This is a genomic window from uncultured Fibrella sp., assembly GCF_964250085.1.
Classification (GTDB): domain Bacteria; phylum Bacteroidota; class Bacteroidia; order Cytophagales; family Spirosomataceae; genus Fibrella.
In genome coordinates this window covers 128,171-147,739 of the sequence record NZ_CAXUEC010000003.1, presented here as the reverse complement: position 1 = coordinate 147,739, position 19,569 = coordinate 128,171, and the positions used below count along the sequence as shown (strand labels likewise).

The window sequence follows — 19,569 nt, the reverse complement described above, 5'->3', positions numbered from 1 at the left end:
ATCTCCTTCCCGTCGCCCTGTCATGAAAAAGCTCGTCACCCTGAAAGACCTGTCGCAGGAACTAGGCGTATCGGTGTCGACCGTATCGAAGGCACTGAATAACAACCCAACCATCGGGCATTATACCCGCGAACGGGTTGAGCGCCTGGCCAGAGCCCGGCAATACATTCCGAACCAGGTAGCCCGTAACTTTCAGCGACGGCGCAGCCTCACCATCGGTCTTATTGTTCCCAACGTGCTCGATCAGTTTTTTGTGCAGGCCATCAACGGGGTAGATCAGGTTGCCAGCGACCGTCAGTATAGCGTGTTGGTGAGCCAGACACTGGATGATGAAGGACGGTCGAACGCCATTTTAGACCTGATGCGCCTCGATGGTGTTGATGGGCTGATCGCAACGATTACGCCCACAACCACCGACCTGACCCCCTACCGACGATTGGAAGCGGCGGGTATTCCGGTGGTGTACATCACGCGAAGCCCCAACGATCCCGATTGCGCCCAGGTTATCACACTGAATACAGAGTCGGCCAGGGTAGCGACCGATTTTTTGCTCAGTCGCGGTCATCGGCAACTCGCTTACCTGAATGGGCCGCCCAATATCAACGCGAGTAAGCAGCGAAAGGCGGGCTTTGAACAGGCGTTACGGGCGCAGGTGGGAACGGCCGTGGGCAGCGTGTACCAACCCGATGGCCTTTCTCCGGCCGATACCGAGGCCATCATGACCACCATTATGGCACGGCCAGCTTATCCAACCGGTATTCTGACCTTCAAAACGTACATGGCCCTGGATGCGATCACGTACCTGAAGCGGGCGTATCCAGAGCGGTTGAACCAGGTCGAGTTTATTGGTTTTGGAAATTTACCTTTGCTGAAACACCTGACCTACAAACCCGTGGCGTCCATTGAAGAGAACCCCGCCCTTATGGGTCAGGAAGCTATGCGGTTACTGATGCAATTGATGACCGACACCCCCGTTGATTCCACGCATATTGAAATTCCGGGTGAGCTGGTCATTCATTAAGTAGCTAATAAACAGTCAGATGACACGGAATCTTCACCTGACGCTCAACCAGGTCAGTTGCATTGCCCATCCGTTGATGAAGTAAGGCAAATGCGGCGGCTCCCAGATCGATTGGATCAGCGTCGATGGCCGCCAGCGGGCGGTAGTCGATATGTTTCAGCAAAGGTAAATTTCCAAAACCAATGAAATCGAGTGGTCGGGCTCTGGTTGGGTACTCCCGTTGCAGAAAGGAGATGGCGTCCAGCGTCAGGTAGTTTTTATACGTGAAAATGGCCGTGGGTGGCTCGTTGAGTTGTATGAGTTCACACATGGCCCGATCGGTGGGGTCGGGTCCCGATTCGGGCAATTTGATCAGCTCCGGGTCAACAGGAAGCTGGTGGTCGCGCAGGCCCTGTAAGTAGCCTTCGTAACGTACCTGACTTAGCGTCATGGCGGTGGGTCCTCTGAGGTGCGCAATCCGACGGTGACCCTTCTGAACCAGGTACATTATGGCCTCACGACTTCCTTCAAATGAATCGGCGGTAACGTCATAGCTCACCCGGTCATGGGGCGTGCGAACAAAGAATACCACCGGAATACCGGCGGCCTCCAGTTGGTCAACGAAATCGGTGCGGTCTGTTTTTGCGGTAATCGAGATCAGCAGCCCGTCGATCCGGTTACGGAGCATCGTGTCGATCAGCGCCCGTTCCCGGTCGGGCTGTTCGTGCGTCTGGGTGAACACAACGGAGTATTGATGCCGGGCGGCGGTGTCTTCAATACCTCGAAGCACCAGGGCGTAGAACTGATCGAACAGATCGGGAATGATGACACCGATTTTAAAATTGCGTTTCTGTTTTAGATGAATAGCCGCCAGATTAGGCACGTAATTTCTACCCTCAGCCAGTTGCCGGACCCGGACAGTGGTAGAGGGGCCAATACTGGGGTCGTTACGAAGTGCTTTTGACACAGCAGACACAGACAGGCCCAGTTCTTTTGCCAGGTCTTTGAGGGTGACACCTCGTCTCATAATCGGCTATTGATTCACAGGGACACACGTACCCAACTGACATACAAAACGCTGAATGTAGGCAATCAGCCTATGGTGCGCAAATTTACTGACTAACGAGGCCCAACAAGTTTCCCGCCAGCCCATCGAACATAAACCGCAACCCAGGTACGTATGGAATCGCGGTTTCGATGCGTGGACTATCCGGTTTTACACCCAGGTAATTGATCTGTAGCCAGCAGAACGACCGATTGACGAGTAGGAACGAACAAGGAATATGCTGTAATGAATAAGGAAAATAAGTGGTAGCCGATTGGTATGTGAGTAGGATATACCCCTACTCTTACATTGTAGAAAAAACATTACCATTTCTTTACTGCTTAACGACAAGCTGAATGAATCTTCTTCAAGCATGGCGCTGGTTTGGACCAGGCGATCCGGTAACGCTCGCCGACGTACGCCAGACAGGAGCCAGCGGTATTGTTACTGCCCTTCACCAGATTCCACACGGAGACGTCTGGCCAATCGACGCCATCCGGACCAGACAGGCCGAAATAAAGGCGGCAGCCCCCGGCGCCTCCCCACTACACTGGGCCGTGGTCGAAAGTCTGACCGTTTCTGAACGTATAAAAACCCGGTCAGACGATTACCGGCAACATATCGAGGACTACAAACAGAGCCTGCGTAATCTGGCGGCCTGTGGCCTACAGGTGGTTACCTATAATTTCATGCCAGTCAATGACTGGACGCGGACCAATCTGAATTACCCCATGTCCGACGGCTCTAAGGCTCTGTACTTCAACTGGTTCGATCTGGCCGTTTTCGATATTCATCTCCTCAAGCGCCCCAACGCCGCCGACGACTACACCCCGGCAATTGTGGCCGAAGCCGAGCGCCGATTTGCGCAGTATACCACTGATGAATGCGAACACCTGGCTGATATTGTGATGTTTGGCATTCCGGGCGAAGCCAGGCAAACACTCGCCGGAATGCGGACTAAACTGGCAACGTACAGCGACATTGACGCCAATGCGCTCCGATCAAACCTGACCGATTTTCTGGCCGAAGTGGCTCCGGTGGCCGACGAACTGGGCATTAAGCTGGCCATTCACCCCGACGATCCGCCCTTCCCCATTTTCGGCTTGCCGCGCATTATGTCGCAAGCCGCCGATTATGAATACATGCTGACAAAAGTGCCCAATCCGAGCAACGGCGTCTGTTTTTGTACTGGCTCACTGGGCGCTAATCCGGCTAATGATCTGCCCGCCATGGCCCGGCAGATCGGCGAAAAAATTCATTTCGTTCACCTGCGCAACGTCCGAAAAGACGAACATGGCAATTTCTACGAAGCCGACCATCTGGATGGCGACGTGGACATGTATGCCGTCATGCGCGAAATTCTGGCTATTCAGCAGCGGGTGGCCGAACCCATTCCTTTCCGACCCGATCACGGCCACCAGATGCTCGACGATCTGCACAAGACCACCAATCCCGGCTATTCATGCATTGGTCGCCTGCGGGGCCTGGCTGAACTGCGGGGGCTCGAACTAGGCATAACGCGGGCCGAAGGCTGGTAACCATATCCCTAAACGACATTGTATTCTTATGCTTCCTGATCCATTGCTGAACACGGCTACCGAGCCATTTATTTCGGACAATTTCGTGCTGGAAAACGAACCGGCCCGTGCCCTGTATTTCGACTACGTGCGCGACCTGCCCATTGTCGACTACCACAATCATTTGCCGCCCGATGAGATTGCGGGCGATAAGCGGTATGCCAACATGACCGAAATCTGGCTCAAAGGCGACCATTATAAATGGCGGGCCATGCGGGCAAACGGCGTTCCTGAATCCCTGATCACCGGCGATAGCGATGACTGGGATAAATTTCTGGCCTGGTCGAAGACGGTGCCGTATACCATGCGCAACCCGCTTCAGCACTGGACGCAAATGGAGCTGAAAAACCCTTTCGGCATCGACGACCTGCTCACGGGCGACAACGCCAGGTACGTATACGACACCTGCAACGAGCAGTTGCAAAGCCACCTTACGGCCCGCACGCTCCTGAACGGGTACAACGTGCAGGTCGTTTGTACCACCGACGACCCAACCGATGACCTTCGCTACCACCGCCAATACGCGGCCGAGGGGCAGGCTCTGACGATGTATCCGACGTTTCGGCCCGATACATTGCTCCCCGCCCACACCGATGCCTGGCGGCAGCAGGTGGCCAAACTAACGGCTATTACGGGCATTGCGGTTACGGACCTCGATACACTCCTCGAAGCACTGGTCAGCCGGATCGACGCGTTTCATGAACTGGGTTGCCGGGCATCAGACCACGGTCTGGAGCGAATTCCTCCCATTTCGGAACGTACCCAGGCGCTGGAACGTACCTGCGTACAGCTCCTGACCCAAGCCGGATCACCCGATGCGCACACGGTGGATCTGTTGCAGGGGTACGTGCTGGTTGAGCTAAGCCGCCAGTACGCCAAACGCGGCTGGATTCAGCAGTTTCACCTCGGTGCCCTACGGAATGTGAATACCCGGTTGCGCAACCGGTTAGGTGTAAACGTTGGTGTCGACTCGATGGGCGACTGGAGCCAGATCGAGCGGCTGGGTACGTTCCTGGACACCCTCGACCGCGACGAGCAACTGGCCAAGACAGTACTGTATAACCTCAACCCGGCCGACAACGAGACGTTTGCCACCATGGTCGGCAACTTCCAGTCGGGGTATGCGCAGGCGGGTAGTAGTCCGGGAAAAATTCAGTGGGGGTCGGGCTGGTGGTTTCTCGACCAGAAAGACGGCATGGAAAAACAGTTGAACACACTGTCGAACATGGGGCTGATGAGCCGTTTCATCGGCATGGTGACCGATTCGCGCAGTTTTCTCTCCTTCTCCCGCCACGACTATTTCCGCCGTATTCTCTGTAATCTCATCGGTCAGGACATTCAGCGGGGGCTCCTGCCAAACGACCTGCCCTGGCTGGGGCAAATGGCGGCCAATATATCGTATCATAATACAGTAGATTATTTCGGCTGGACCATTAAATAGGCATTATCTCTGTTCTTATGCTAAACACCGCTCCCAACACCCCTTTAGTGGAAACGACCCAGAGCCAAACCAATTACCGATGGGTGATTGCCGGTTTGCTCTTCTTCGCCACCACGATCAATTACCTCGACCGGGTAGTGATCAGCTTGTTGAAACCTACCCTCGAAAAAGACTTCAACTGGACCGAAACGGATTATTCCAACCTGGTTATTGTCTTTCAGGCTGCTTACGCCCTGGGTATGCTGGGAATTGGCAGTATCATTGATAAGGTAGGTACCCGAATCGGATACGCCCTGTCAATCACGGCCTGGAGTGTAGTAGGCATTGCTACAGCCTTCGCCAAAACAACGTTTGGGTTTGGGGTGGCTCGTGCGGGACTTGGCTTAAGCGAAGCGGGCAATTTTCCGGCTGCCATCAAGACCGTTGCCGAATGGTTTCCCAAGAAAGAACGGGCACTGGCTACTGGTATCTTCAACTCAGGTACCAACATCGGGGCCATTGTTGCTCCGCTCACCGTTCCTTTTATCACCGCCAACTACGGCTGGGAGTGGGCGTTTATCATCACGGGGCTAACCGGATTTATCTGGCTCGTACTCTGGCTGACGATCTATAAAAAGCCAGCCGAGCACCAGAAAGTATCGGCGTCTGAACTGGCCTATATCAACAGTGATGTCGATGAGCGGGCCGAAGAACTTACAGCCAGCGGTGCGTTGAAGATATCCTGGTTCAAGTTGCTGACCTACCGGCAGACCTGGGCCTTCTTTTGCGGCAAGCTGCTAACCGACCCGATCTGGTGGTTCTATCTGTTCTGGTTGCCCGCCTTCCTGAAAGCACAATATGGCCTTCAGGGCACCGATCTGGCTATTCCGGTGGCCTCCGTATACACTATTGCCAGCGTTGGCAGCGTGTTTGGTGGCTGGTTGCCGCTCAATCTTACCAAGAAAGGGATGTCGATTTTCCGGGCCAGAAAAACAGCCATGCTCATCTACGCACTCTGCGCGTTACCGGTGGTATTTGCTCAGTGGCTCGGTAGCATGAATATCTGGCTGGCCGTGTTTATCATTGGCTTTGCCGCTTCGGCCCACCAGGCGTGGAGTGCCAACATTTTCACGACGGTATCTGACATGTTCCCCCGCCGGGCGGTGGCTTCTGTCACCGGCATTGGCGGTATGGCCGGTGCTGTTGGCGGCATCCTGATTGCCAAACTGGCCGGTCGCCTGTTCGATCATTACAAAGCGCTTGGTCATATCGAAACCGGCTATTACATCATGTTCATTATCTGCGGTTTCGCCTACCTGACGGCCTGGGGCGTCATGCACTTACTGGTGCCCAAGTTCAAAACCATCAACCTGTCCGGGCAAACTGCCTAACCGGTCTGTAACCAGCTAATCGTCAACCGAATCAGTTTTTCTCTCTACCGATCATGACTCCTAAATCGCTTTCCCGTCGCTCGTTCCTTGACCTGTCGGCCAAAGCAACGGCCGTTGCCGTTGGCTTTCCGACCATCGTACCGGCTTCGGTATTTGGCAAGAACGCGCCCAGCAATCGCATCAACGTCGCGGCTATTGGCACGGGGCGTATCTCGCGGGGACATGACATGCCCGGCGTTTGGCAGTACGACAACGCGCTGATCATGGCCGTGTGCGACTTAGACAGCAACCGTGCTAACGAGGCTAAAAAACTGGTCAATGGCTATTATGCGAAGAAGACCGGTAAAGACTACGACGGCGTTCGCGTGTATACCGACTACCGCGACTTGCTGACCAACAAAGACATCGACGCCGTGATCGTTAGCACACCCGACCACTGGCACGCGCCGATCGTGATTCATGCGGTGGAGGCGGGGAAAGACGTCTACATGCAAAAGCCCGCGTCGCTCACGATCTCGGAAGGGCGCATGATGGCCGACGCCGTGAAACGATCTGGCCGGATTGTGCAGGTGGGGAGTCAGCAGCGGTCGTCGAAGCAGTTCCGGTACGCCGCTGAACTGGTGCGCAATGGTCGGATCGGTGACCTGAAAACGGTGTATGTCGGTCTGCCCGGCGACCCCGGTGGCGACGAAGAACCGCCAATGCCTGTTCCGAAAAACCTGAACTACGATATGTGGCTCGGCACAACACCGGAGGTGTATTACACCGAGAAGCGGGTGCACCCACAGGTCGGCTTCGACCGGCCGGGCTGGCTGCGTTGCGAGCAGTTTGGGGCCGGTATGATTACAGGTTGGGGCGCACACCACATCGACTGTGCCCACTGGGCCATGAACACAGAGCACACCGGCCCCGTCGAGATTTGGGGGAAAGCCGATTTTCCCAAAAGCGGCTTATGGAACGTGCACGGTATTTTTCAGACCGAAGCCCTGTACAAGAATGGTGTGAAGATGGTGGTGAGCAACGAGATACCGAACGGCATTAAGTTCGAAGGCACCAAGGGCTGGATCTTCGTGTCGCGGGGCGACGCGGCGGTTACGGCGAGCGATCCGATTGCCAAGCAGAATGCGGCGAAAGCACTCGACGCCAGCGATCCCGCGATTATCACGTCAGTCATTGGCCCGAACGAAATAAACCTGCCCGTCAGCAAAGAGCACCACGGCAACTGGCTCGACAGCATTGTAAGCCGGAAGGAGCCTATTGCGCCGGTAGAAATAGGCCACCGCTCGTGCTCGGCCTGCCTGCTCCATCACGCCGCCATGAAGCTGAACCGCAAGCTGTACTGGAATCCCGACAAAGAGCAGTTTGTCAACGATCCCGAAGCCGATAAACTCCTGTCTCGTCCACAGCGTAAGGAGTACGCGATTGTGGCATCGGGCGTTAAAAAGACGGCTAAAAAAGCATAAGTGCTGGCTAGCGTATACGTACCTGCGCTTCTGAATAGGTACGTAGCACCGAAGCTCCAGCTTCGGTAGAGTCACTTCATTACTACTGAAGCTGGAGCTTCGGTGCTACTGAACTATGAAAATTGCCGTTTCAATTTCGCTTACGCTTGTTGCTGCCGTAGTGGTGTCTTTCCGAATGCATACGCCAACTGCCGACGGTCCTATTCGCCTGATCACGCTTGATCCGGGCCACTTCCACGCGGCGCTGGTCCAGAAGTCGATGTATGCCGATGTTGACCCGACCGTACATGTGTATGCACCCGAAGGCCCCGATGTACAGATGCACCTCGACCGGATACGTACCTACAACACCCGCGCCGACAACCCGACAACCTGGAAAGAAGACGTCTATCGCGGCCCTGATTTTATGGCGAAGATGCTGGCCGACCGCGCGGGTAATGTGGTGGTGATGGCGGGCAATAACCGGCTGAAAACCGATTATATTCACCAGGCTGTCGACGCCGGGTTCAACGTGCTGGCGGATAAACCGATGGTTATCAACGGGGCTGAGTTCAGTAAACTTCAGGAGTCGTTCGCTACTGCGGCGAAGAAGAAGGTGATGCTCTACGACATCATGACGGAACGCTACGAGATCACGACGATGCTACAACGGGCTTTCTCGCGCCAGACGGCGTTGTTCGGAACACTCGAAAAAGGTACCCCCGAAAACCCGGCCGTAACTAAAGAAAGCGTGCACCATTTCTACAAAAATGTGTCGGGCAGTATTCTTACCCGGCCAGCCTGGTTTATGGACGTAGCTCAGCAGGGCGAAGGCATCGTCGACGTAACCACGCACCTGGTCGACCTGGTGCAGTGGGAATGTTTTCCCGAACAAACCCTTGATTACAAGAAAGATGTGCGCCTCACGTCGGCCCGCCGCTGGACAACGGACATGCGGCTGAGCCAGTTCAAAGCCATCACGAAACTACCCGCTTTTCCCGATTATCTAAAAAAAGATGTGGTGCAGGATAGCGTTCTGCGCGTGTACAGCAACGGCGAAATCAACTACCAGCTCAAGGGCATCCACGCGAAGGTGTCGGTGATCTGGGCCTATGCGGCACCAGCCGGGGGCGGCGACACGCACTACTCGATCATGCGCGGCACCAAGGCCAATTTGATCATCCGGCAGGGCGCCGTTCAGAACTACAAGCCTACCCTCTACATCGAGCCGGTAATGGGCAACAACACGCTGGGTACATCGTTGAAAGCCATTCTACCCGCCATTCAGCGCGAATTTCCGGGAGTCGATGTGAAGCAAATGGGAAATAGCTTTACCGTAACAGTACCCGAACATTACAACGAAGGGCACGAAGCGCACTTCGGCCGGGTGATGCAGAATTACCTGACGTACCTGAAAGCGGGTAAACTACCAGCCTGGGAAGTGCCGAACATGATCACTAAATATTACACAACCACACAGGCGTTGACGCTGGCCAAGAAAAGCCAGGTACGTTAAGGGTTGCATTCCTAAACATCATTTCCTATGACCTCTCTATCAGCATCAAACCGGCGTACGTTTCTGAAGCAGACGACTGGTATTGCCGCCCTGTCGGCGCTTGCTCCCAGTTTGCAAGCCAGCCCTACCTTTGCTCCACGGATCAAGTTCTCGGTGGTTGGTATTAACCACGGCCATATTTATAGTCAGGTTGAATCAACCATTCGTGGTGGCGGCGAGCTAGTCTCGGTTTACGCCAAAGAACCTGAATTACTGGCAGCTTTCACAAAACGGTATCCGCAGGTAAAAGTGGCGCGTTCGGAAGATGAAGTGCTGAGTGACAAGAGCACGCAGCTCATTCTGACCTCTGGTATTCCCGACGAACGTGCCGGGCTGGGTATCCGGGTGATGAAGGCGGGTAAGGATTTCATGACCGACAAACCCGGCATTACGACCCTCGAGCAGTTGGCGCAGGTACGTAAGGTGCAGCAGGAAACGAAGCGCATTTACTCGATCATGTTCAGCGAACGGTTCGAGAACAAGGCCACCGTGAAAGCAGGTGAACTGGTGAAAGCCGGGGCCATCGGGCAGGTTATCCAGACAATTGGCCTGGGGCCGCACCGGATCAGCCTGACGTCGCGACCAGAGTGGTTTTTCGATAAAAAACGGTTTGGCGGCATCATTTGCGACATCGCCTCCCACCAGGTCGATCAGTTTTTGTTCTTCACGGGGTCTACCAAAGGGGAAGTCTTATCGTCGCAAACGGGCAACGTGCATTATCCACAGTACCCGAATTTTGAGGATTTCGGCGATTTGACACTACGCGGCGATAAAGGTGCCGGCTATATCCGGGTCGACTGGTTTACGCCCGATGGTCTCAACACCTGGGGCGATGGCCGACTCACGATTTTGGGAACGGAAGGCTACATCGAAATCCGTAAAAACGTGGATATCGCCGGACGAACCGGTGGCAGCCATCTGTTTATGGTCGACAAGAAAGAAACGCGCTATATTGACTGCAGCAAGCAGGACCTGCCCTACGGCACGCAACTGGTCGACGACATTCTGAACCGGACCGAAACTGCCATGACCCAGGCACACTGTTTTCTGGCAACCGAACTGGCCCTGAAAGCCCAGAAGCACGCCCAAAAGCTCACGATCGCTTAATGGCCTGCCCCTATGAAATCGAGCTGGATGCTCCTTCTGCTGCTTGTGTGTAGCCTGTCTGTACGCGGTCAGGCTATTCCCTATGGAAACAACGCTGCCGCTGGCAAGTACCAACTGGTCAACGGTGTTCGACTGTATTACGAAACATATGGCAAGGGAAAACCGCTGTTGCTGATTCATGGCAATGGCGGCAGCATCGGTTCGTTCGGCAAAACCATTCCGTACTTTGCCCTTCAGTATCAGGTGATTGCGGTGGATAGCCGCGCACACGGCAAGTCGGTGGACACCGGCGATTCACTCAGTTTCGAGCTGATGGCCGATGATTTTGCCGCCCTGCTGACGACGCTTAAGATCGATTCGGCGTACGTAATCGGATGGAGCGACGGCGGCATCAACGCCCTGCTACTGGCGATGCGGCATCCTGATAAAGTAAAGAAACTGGTATCTACCGGTGCCAATCTCTGGCCAGATTCTACCGCGCTGGTGCCTTCACTCTGGAATCAGATGCAGAAAGAATACATCGAGAAGAAAGACAAGCCGCGCACCAGCCCGAAAGAGAAAAACGACTGGAAGGTTTTCGTGCTCGACGTTCTTCAACCCAACATCCCACTTACTGCGCTGCGTTCGATCAAAGCGCCATCCCTGATTGTGGCCGGCGATCGCGACTTGATCGTGACGGACCATACGGTAGCCATTGCCAGCCACATTCCCAACTCGTGGCTCTGGATCATACCCAATTGCGGCCATGCCACCCTGATCGATCGCGCCGACGAATTCAACGCGAAAGTGACAGAGTTCTTCCGCTTCAAGTAACGCTGGTTTTCAACTGGATGAAGCTGGATAAAAACATTGCTTCGTGCCTGTATGTATGGCTGACGTGCGTTAGCCATACGAGAACCTTTCATCATCCAGCATTTGCGTCAATCGATTAGTCAACCACGGTCTACTCGCTTCCATGTATAAGGTTAACCTGCTCACACTGTTGCTTTTCTTAACGATCTGTTCCGCAATCAACGCCCAGACAGACCGGGTCAACTGGAAGCGGGTGAAGGTGCTGGTGTATACCAGAAATGGCAAGGGGTACGTCCACGACAATATTCCGTTTGCGGTGGCGTGCATCCAGAAACTAGGGCAGAAACATGGTTTTAAAGTCGATACATCATCTCGCCCGGATGCGTTCAGCGAGGCGAACCTCGGGCAGTACACGGCGCTGATCTTTGCCAGTACCAACAACGACGTGTTCGATACGGATACACAGCGGCTGGCGTTCCGGCGCTACATCGAGGCGGGCGGTGGCTTTGTTGGCATCCATTCGGTGGTTGGCACCGAACGTAACTGGCTCTGGTTCAAACGAATGATTGGGGGCACCTTCCTTTGGCATCCCCGTTTTCAACCGTACCGGCTGCGTGTATTGGCGGCGCAACATGCCTCCATGACGAACGTACCCACGGTTTGGTCAAAAGCAGATGAATGCTATTTCATGAAAGAGCTGTCGCCCGGTCCAACGGCGGTGCTGGCTCATGAACTTAGCTCGCTCAACACCGACGAGGCCGACAAGATCAAAACGTCGGCAGGGTCGTACGGTGATCTGTATCCCGCCGCCTGGTACTACGAGTTCGACGGTGGGTACACCTGGTGTACAGCCCTTGGTCATGATAAAAAAGACTACGAAGAGCCAACCTTTGTTAATCACCTGTTTCAAGGGCTCAGGTACGTTGTGGGCCAGGTAAAGACGGTCGATCCGGCTAGAGCATACGCCCAAACGGCTACCGAAGCGATCCGGTAAAGCTGGCAACCAGGTGAAACAGGCACGCCGTCGGTTGCCCTATTTACTCACCAACAGCGTAATTGTCAGGAACAACCAAAGGAATTTTTACAATAAACTCGGTAAAGAGACCAGGTTCGGTTTGTACGTCCAGTTGGCCATTGTGGCTTTTCGTGATGATGTCGTAACTCAGCGAAAGGCCCAGGCCAATTCCCTGGCCAGTGGGTTTCGTTGTGAAAAACGGCTGGTAAATTTTACTGAGCAGATCACGCGGAATGCCTATTCCATTGTCTTTCACCCGTATTTCAACCAGGCCGTTATCGAGCCGGGTGCTCACCGACACCTGCGGTTGATACTCGCTCAACTGCGTCGCACTCAGATGGGTAGCCTTTTCGTGGGTGGCATAAAACGCATTGTTATACAGGTTCAACAACACCCGCGCAATTTCCTGCGGTGTCAGGTCAACGAGGCCGAGTTTACTGTCGAAGTTGGTGATCAACTGCGCGTTGAACGTTTTATCTTTGGCGCGCAATCCCTGGTATGATAGGTGCAGATACTCGCTCACCAGGGCGTTGATATCCGTTGGCTGGCGCGTACCGGCCGTACTGCGTGAATGCTGAAGCATACTGCGCACAATGCCATCGGCGCGTTTTCCATGATGCCGGATTTTTTCGAGGTTCGGAATCAGATCGTCGGCCAGTTGGAGTGCCTCCTGCCGGTGGTTTGCCTCAACTTCCTCTTTCAGCTCACCGAGCAGTTCAGTCGATACCTCGGCGAAATTATTGACGAAGTTGAGGGGATTTTGAATCTCGTGGGCAATACCGGCCATCAGTTCGCCCAGACTAGCCATCTTCTCTTTCTGGATCAGTTGAGCCTGTGTGGCCTGCAATGTAGCCAGCGCAGCCTGCAGTCCTTCTTTCTGGACATTCAACTCGTCGGTCCGCTCGCGGACTTTGCCTTCAAGTAGGGCATTCTGTTCTTCCACCAGTTGTTTATTAGCTTCAGCCAGCCGGAGTTGTTCGCGCACGGCTCCCTCCTGCCCTTTTTTCAGCAGATCTACTTTGTAAACCAGGGCCAGCGTGAACAACATAATCTCAATGCCAGAGCCGATATGGATGCTGTTATACGTCCAGAAAGTATGCGGCAACCCACCCGTAGCATAGCGTAGAAAAACGAATATCGAAGCGAAAAACACCAGGTTACCAATGATGTAGTAAAGAGCCGGCTTGAACCCACCCCGGTACGCCACAATGCCCGCCGTGATACTGAACAAGCCCTCTACCAGGGCAAGCACAGGTATGATGTCGATTATTTTCCCCGTTGTTCCAACCCGATACGTTGACCAGACAAACAGCATAACGCCCACGACATAGATGCCAATAACGACCAGACCCAGCCAGTAGAACAGGGGTTCCTTTCGGCGAAGGCGCAGGAACGAAATGGTAAATAACACGTGTAACAGACCGGTGACGCCCGCAATCGCACTGCCATATTGTTCCAGCGAAGAGTGCCCCGGCCATAAAAATTCGGCTGTAAAGCCCCGATACAGTGCCAGTTGAAGGCCAATGCTCAGCACCCACAACGCGTAACGGATGGTCTCACGCTCCCGTATCCGAATAAACAGCAGGAAACTATAGACAACAATCATCAGGATGAATCCGTAGTAGAGGCCGTAAAACAGGTCCTCGTTATGAACCAGGTTCAGCAGGTTGGTCGTCGACCGGGCGTCGAAGTACAGGCAGGTCGTATAGATGCCCTCCATGTAGATGTAGAGCGTGTGTACTTGCGGACTCTCCCGACGTACCTGCATAGGCCAGAATAGCTTGCTGTAGCGGAAGTTGTCCAGGCTTCTATCATCGAGGCGACCCAATCCACCCGTTCTAATAACCTTATTATCAACTACTTCATAGATAGTAATATGTTCTGTGCCGGAATAGACGAAGTTCAGGAAGAAGGCATCGGGCGTCTGGTTGGTTACGTCGACCCTAAACCAGTAGCCACGCTGATGATCATTAGGGCGGATGAGATCATTGCGTGTTGGCTGAAACCGATAGCGACCAGGCGATTGCAGCAAATCACTAATTTTCACCCGCCCCGGCTGTACTTCCAGGATCGAACTGGCCCGGAACAGGTCGTAGGTTTGATCTGTCCTGGTCAATAGCACGGGCGATGCCTGGAGCGCAACGCTCAAAAACAGGAACAGCAGGAACGGTAGATTTCTTTTCATCAAACCAGGAACTTGACATTATCGTATGGATGGCAGTAAGGCGGTACGGAGCATGACATCTACTTTTTGAGCCGGGGTGCCAAACTCTTTTTCGGCGATCGGTTTTAATAACCAGCGAACCAGTAGCGGCGGGTGAACGACCTTCAGGCCCAGGGCGGCCGAATGCGCTTCGATACGGGCAACGATTGCACGGCGATCGGCTTCGTTTTCGGTCTGATGCAATTCAGTACTGACCTGCCAGGCATACGCCCGATTCTGCTTCATCATGCTTCGTTCCAGGTTCTTGAACCGGTCTTCGATCAGGTGCAGCACCCGTCCGAAAGGCCGAAAAATACGCCCTACGTTGTCGTTCATCTGGTCGTACATATCGTCGAAAAGCTGGTTCATCAGGGCGAAATCGTCGACGACAACCGCCAGATCCTGCCCCCGAAATACATCGGCCAGCACAATGGGCAGATCGAAGGTGATGTGGGCGTTGGCCGCCGAAAATAGGTGCTGGTTTGTAATGACCGGCTGCCTGGCCGCATCGAATGATACCTGCCAGGGCGCGGTGGCCTTTTGGCCGTCGAAATACCGGTTGACAGCCTCGAAGTACCGATTCCCGAAGCCGACATCCAGCCGCTCCATGGCGACGGGATTCTTGAAGAGGCCCTGTTTCAGGCCATCGGCCACGCGTTGGGTCACTACCCGGTACACAGCCGCAAACAGGCCCATCGGATTATTCTGGGCTTTAAAGTGACGCGCCACCTTGTCGAGGTAAAAAATTACATCATCGATTTTCTCCAGCGGTGGAATCCTGAAGTCGGCGGCCAGATCTTCCCAACTATCGGTCAGGGCTGAAGGCAGGTAAAACTGTTCGCTCTTGGCCGCATTTGTATACGTAAGAATTCGCCCGATCATACCGTGGCTGAACGCCCGGCCCAGCGCCGCGATAAGCAGGCTGTGATTATCAAAATTCCGTACCCGCCGGTCGAACCACTGAATCGCATCCATTGCAAACGAGTTGTCGTCATCGTTGGGAGCCACATTAAGCATATCGGCATACGTATCGCCCACAAAAAAGCGTACAAATGAAGGCGACAGCCGTTGTAACGGGCCAACAATGAGCCGGTTGCGCATCAGGTCGATACACGCCTCGGTCAGTTCGCTCCCCTCCGTCGACGGGCCTGACTGCTGAGCCAGGATCGCATTCATCAGCAGTCGGCACTCGGTTTCGTCTTCGCTGAGCAAGTCGTCGTCGATACCCATCATGGCGCCCACCACACGCCAGAGGTGCAGGTATGCCTCACGCTCTTCGGGAGTGAGACTGATACCCAGTTGGTCCAGTCCATCAATGATGACGACCCCAAACGAAAGCAACGTACCTACCAAGTCTTGCTGATTGATCGGAATGCCATACAAGTCTTTATCCCAGTTTCGCTGTTGGGCAAAATACCGGATGATCGCGTGCATGAGCCGTACTTTCTGCGTGGCTACGATCGCCGTTCCGTCCTGCTCGAAGTTGTTCTGCGTCAGCATGTCAACCACAAACTGCGCCGTCTCCATCAGTCGGCGGCTGAACGCATCCAGCGATCCATCGTGAACGCGCAGCCGGCCCGTCTGGTACAGCACTTTGGCCCCGCGCCAGCAGGTGTAGCAGAGCGGCAGTGACTTACAGAGCAGGATCAGCAACATTTTGGGGCCATGCTGTTTGAACACATCCGCCGCAATCATCAGCTTAAACGGTTCGGCGTAGCCGGGCAACTGCCGCGTATGCACGAAATACCCTTCCACAATCCGTTTCACCGGGTCGGGCAGCGCGTCGAACGCGGGGTTGGGAAACTGCCGGTTCCGAACTAGCATCTGAAAAATCTGGTCAACTTCTCCTTTCTGGTTCTCGTTGAGTAGCGTAGCAATCACCTCGTCGGCAAGGGGGTCGCCGATGGCTCGCTTACTCCATAAAAATTCGTCGGTCCAGCGGGGTAGCTCGGTAGGTAGCGGTGGGGGCATATCAGGCAACGGGTTCTGTTTTCAGCCTATTGATTTGGGTCACAAACTTTGACGAGAGGCTCAGGAAGCCTTTATCGTTCGGGTGAATTTCATCATACCAGTAGTCGGCCAGCCGATCTGTGCGCCGAACGGTACCGCGTAAATCCAGGTACGTTACGTTCGTGTATTCGGTGGCGATCTGGCGTAACTGTTCGTTGAAGGCATCGACGATATACCGCGTAATGCCCTGTCGTTCAGCCGGATCATTGATTCCCCGTTGCGTCAGGGTCTCTCCCATCCAGCTCAGCGCACCGGGCAGTTTCTCCGTCCCCGACGGAATCACGTAGTCGTAGCCGTGCAGCAACACACGTACCTGCGGGTAGCCGAGCTGCACCAGCCGGAGAATGCGCCGGTACCGATCACAGACGGCCGCCAGCGTTATCGGAAATGCGTCGGTCAGGTACATTGCCGGGCCGGTTAGCTGTGGGTTTGGCTGGTCGCGAATGAGGGTGGCGAAGGTCTCGCCCAGCAGGTCGTTTCCGCCGCCGCTGAGCAGAAAGAAGGTTGGCTTTACCTGTGCAATAGCTTCCAGAAATTCGCTGTTCTTCAGGTAGTCGGCCAGGGTTGCGCCAGCAGCGGCTACGCTAAACACGGTGTATACCCCCGACAGGTAGTCGATAATATCGCGCAGCAAAAATGGGTACTGAAACCAGGAATCGCCTTCGGCCACGATGCGTATCCGGTCTGGGTAGCGAAGGAGATCCTGTCGATACTGTCGGTTCTGTACCTGTTGCGCAACAGTATTGGCAAGTGATAGTTTGAGATCGGTCCAGAGACCACGCTGGCCATCGTCGAGGGCAATGACCCGCATCCCTTCGCGGAGTTTAAGCGTTGGGGTTAAGGATGTGGTGGTGTCGGGTTCAAAATACAGGCCAAGAACGAAATCGGCCAGGGTATCATCGTAGTTCGGGTCATCGGGCGGCGTCAGCATCTGGCTGAGTTCGTCGGCCCTGACGGTATTATACACCGGATTGATCAGTTGCAGACTAATAGTTTGCGTGCTCCAGTCTGGAAACGGCTCCGATTCGTCCGTGTCGATCTCGATGCCCCCCCGGCTTTCGGCGGGTTTTAGCCGATCGGCCAGCACGGGCGGCGAAGGCAACGGATCGAGGTTCAGAAAAGCCAGCGTCTTTTCCGACAACGGATCGACCGTAATCAGCAGTTTGATATACTCCGCTGCAAATGGCCAGTTATACTGCCGAATTACCTCTTCCAGTTTCAGCCTGACCTCGGTTTTTCGGCCGGTTGGCAGTTTTTTGTCGGCCAGTCCCAGGTCAACACTTTGTCCCGGTTCGAGTCGGTAGTTGGTGGGCAGAAAACCGGGAAAGGACATAAAATCCCGCGACAGATATAGCGCTGTGCAGTACAGTGGCCGGTCGGTGGGGTTCGTCAGTTGAATGGTCAGTGTGGTAGTCCATTGGCCATTGTTGTCCAGGTACGTTATCGGCACAGCCGCTGGCACAATCCCGTTAAGCTGACTGGCACTACCATCCTTCGGCGTTAGCTGAACCGACAGGACTGACGTGCTGACGTCTGCATTGGCCAGTTGTTTCACATACTCCCATTTAGCCAGGTGCCGCAGATCGTCAACCAGCCAGCTAAGCAACTGTGGATCAGCCGCAGACAGCGGGCGTATCAACGGCCGGTTTGCTTCGTTGGCATCTGCATGGGCGGGCCGGGTAATGTAGTAAAGACCGTTTCGGACGTGCAGGGTATAGTCGGCCTGCGCTTCATCATTTTCGGGAATGACGATACCATCGGTGGGTGTCAACAGGTCGGGCAGGTCGTTGTTGGGGCCTCCGTGGTTGGTAAAATGCAACCGAATGGGCCGGGTCAGTAAGCCCGAAACAGCGGCCCGGTAGCTACCCTGCTTGTTCAGGTGTATGGCAACGTCGTCGGCAACAGCGAGTACGGTGTAGTCTGCCCCCACCCGACCGACGTTCACCGTATATACCGCCTGGGTTGTTGGGTCAACGAGTTGAACAACCCCGCCAGCGGCCATTCCGTGAATCGCTCCTACGTCGAGCAGCCAGCCTTCTTTCGGGTTGTAAGTAGCCGAAGCCGCCAGTGTATTGGCGTCGATAGGCTGGTTCAGAAATCCCCGATTCGTCATCTGATTTCGCTCGCTACCCGTTTCCGACAAGTCAGGTACGTAGACTCGGGGCCGCTGTTCGTAGCCGAAGCGCATGTACTGCCGAACCCGATTATGGAGGTCCAGGTACGTTACCTGCCCGTGGGCAGCTTCGAGTACGGCCAGCAGATTTTTGGTGAAAATACCTTCTCCGTTCACTTCCACGGCACTTTCATCCGATTCGCAGGCGGCCATTTGAATGTACATTCCCTCGGGAAGGGCCACCGCTGGTCCCTGTTTCATGAGTTGATCAGCCGTGACCAGTTCGTGAAAGCAGAACGCATCATACGGTCGGCGGGGCGCAGCATCTGCCAGGCGGCGGTCGCGAACGTCCTGCCCGGCCAATGCTGCCGCCAGCAGGTCTACCCCGCGTGTATTATCGCCAGCGTGGCAGCAGTCGAAGATGGTTACAACATGGGCACCCGTTGCCGCGACAGGGCCAAGCAGAAAGCGCAGCTCTTTGTCGGCCAACAGAAACTCGTAGTAATTGCTCGTGTTGGCATCGTGGCACACCAGGCATTCCAGCTTATTATCGGTTTCCGTTGCCCATAGGGATGGATCGGCATCTTCCTGCGCTCCGTGGCCAGCAAAGTAGAACAGAACGGTGTCGGCGGGACCAGCTTTTGTGAGGTGTTTCTGAAAACCTTCGATAATGGCCGCTTTACTGGCCTCCTGGTCGGTCAACAGCCGTATATCGGTTGCAAAACCGGGCAGTTGATCCAGGTAGTCCGCCATCGATTTCGCATCGCCGACCGGCCCGCTCAGCGCCCGCACCCGCTCATACGCACCAATACCGACCAGTAGCGCATAAAGCGTCGGAGTAGACGGTGTAGACAAAGAAGTAGATATCGAGTTCATGGGTTTATGAATTTACCAAACTT

13 protein-coding genes are annotated in these 19,569 nt (G+C 54.7%); 9 read left to right on the top strand and 4 right to left on the bottom strand.

The genetic code is table 11. The annotated features are described in order from the left end of the window. Positions 1–22 precede the first annotated feature (22 nt). Positions 23–1,021 carry a LacI family DNA-binding transcriptional regulator gene (locus tag ACFE8Q_RS10120; protein ID WP_375445270.1) on the top strand — a complete coding sequence of 333 codons (999 nt, stop codon included), beginning with the start codon at positions 23–25 and terminating at the stop codon, positions 1,019–1,021. Positions 1,022–1,025: 4 nt separating this feature from the next. On the opposite strand, the gene ACFE8Q_RS10115 is transcribed toward ACFE8Q_RS10120, so the two are convergent. Continuing rightward, positions 1,026–2,027, bottom strand: a complete 1,002-nt coding sequence (locus ACFE8Q_RS10115) for a LacI family DNA-binding transcriptional regulator (protein WP_375445269.1) — start codon at positions 2,025–2,027, stop codon at positions 1,026–1,028. Positions 2,028–2,401: 374 nt separating this feature from the next. Between ACFE8Q_RS10115 and uxuA the strand changes: the two genes are divergently transcribed. From uxuA to ACFE8Q_RS10075, 8 genes are all read left to right on the top strand, one after another. Then, the gene (gene uxuA, locus ACFE8Q_RS10110) at positions 2,402–3,583 is read left to right on the top strand and encodes a mannonate dehydratase (protein WP_375445268.1); all 1,182 of its coding nucleotides are present in this window, start codon (positions 2,402–2,404) and stop codon (positions 3,581–3,583) included. Between the two features lie 28 nt (positions 3,584–3,611). Beyond that, positions 3,612–5,063 carry a glucuronate isomerase gene (uxaC, locus tag ACFE8Q_RS10105; RefSeq protein ID WP_375445267.1) on the top strand — a complete coding sequence of 484 codons (1,452 nt, stop codon included), beginning with the start codon at positions 3,612–3,614 and terminating at the stop codon, positions 5,061–5,063. Positions 5,064–5,080: 17 nt separating this feature from the next. Then, the gene (locus ACFE8Q_RS10100) at positions 5,081–6,433 is read left to right on the top strand and encodes an MFS transporter (protein WP_375445266.1); all 1,353 of its coding nucleotides are present in this window, start codon (positions 5,081–5,083) and stop codon (positions 6,431–6,433) included. A gap of 53 nt (positions 6,434–6,486) precedes the next feature. Then, entirely contained in the window at positions 6,487–7,896 is a 1,410-nt protein-coding gene (locus tag ACFE8Q_RS10095) for a Gfo/Idh/MocA family protein (RefSeq protein ID WP_375445265.1), read from the top strand. A gap of 175 nt (positions 7,897–8,071) precedes the next feature. Beyond that, positions 8,072–9,391, top strand: a complete 1,320-nt coding sequence (locus ACFE8Q_RS10090) for a putative oxidoreductase C-terminal domain-containing protein (protein WP_375445951.1) — start codon at positions 8,072–8,074, stop codon at positions 9,389–9,391. A gap of 27 nt (positions 9,392–9,418) precedes the next feature. Further along, positions 9,419–10,537 (top strand): Gfo/Idh/MocA family protein, encoded by a 1,119-nt coding sequence (locus ACFE8Q_RS10085; RefSeq protein ID WP_375445264.1) that lies wholly within the window; start codon positions 9,419–9,421, stop codon positions 10,535–10,537. 12 nt (positions 10,538–10,549) lie between these two features. Then, a complete protein-coding gene (locus ACFE8Q_RS10080; protein ID WP_375445263.1) occupies positions 10,550–11,350 on the top strand; it encodes an alpha/beta fold hydrolase in 801 nt (266 codons plus the stop codon). Positions 11,351–11,492: 142 nt separating this feature from the next. Further along, positions 11,493–12,323 carry a ThuA domain-containing protein gene (locus tag ACFE8Q_RS10075; RefSeq protein WP_375445262.1) on the top strand — a complete coding sequence of 277 codons (831 nt, stop codon included), beginning with the start codon at positions 11,493–11,495 and terminating at the stop codon, positions 12,321–12,323. A gap of 43 nt (positions 12,324–12,366) precedes the next feature. Here the strand turns inward: ACFE8Q_RS10075 and ACFE8Q_RS10070 are convergent, their stop codons facing one another. From ACFE8Q_RS10070 to ACFE8Q_RS10060, 3 genes are read right to left on the bottom strand one after another with little or no spacing between them, the layout of a single operon-like run. Continuing rightward, positions 12,367–14,529, bottom strand: a complete 2,163-nt coding sequence (locus ACFE8Q_RS10070; protein WP_375445261.1) for a 7TM diverse intracellular signaling domain-containing protein — start codon at positions 14,527–14,529, stop codon at positions 12,367–12,369. An 18-nt stretch (positions 14,530–14,547) separates the two neighbouring features. Beyond that, the gene (locus ACFE8Q_RS10065) at positions 14,548–16,518 is read right to left on the bottom strand and encodes a DUF5995 family protein (protein WP_375445260.1); all 1,971 of its coding nucleotides are present in this window, start codon (positions 16,516–16,518) and stop codon (positions 14,548–14,550) included. 1 nt (position 16,519) lies between these two features. Next, the gene (locus ACFE8Q_RS10060) at positions 16,520–19,546 is read right to left on the bottom strand and encodes a caspase family protein (RefSeq protein WP_375445259.1); all 3,027 of its coding nucleotides are present in this window, start codon (positions 19,544–19,546) and stop codon (positions 16,520–16,522) included. Positions 19,547–19,569 lie beyond the last annotated feature (23 nt).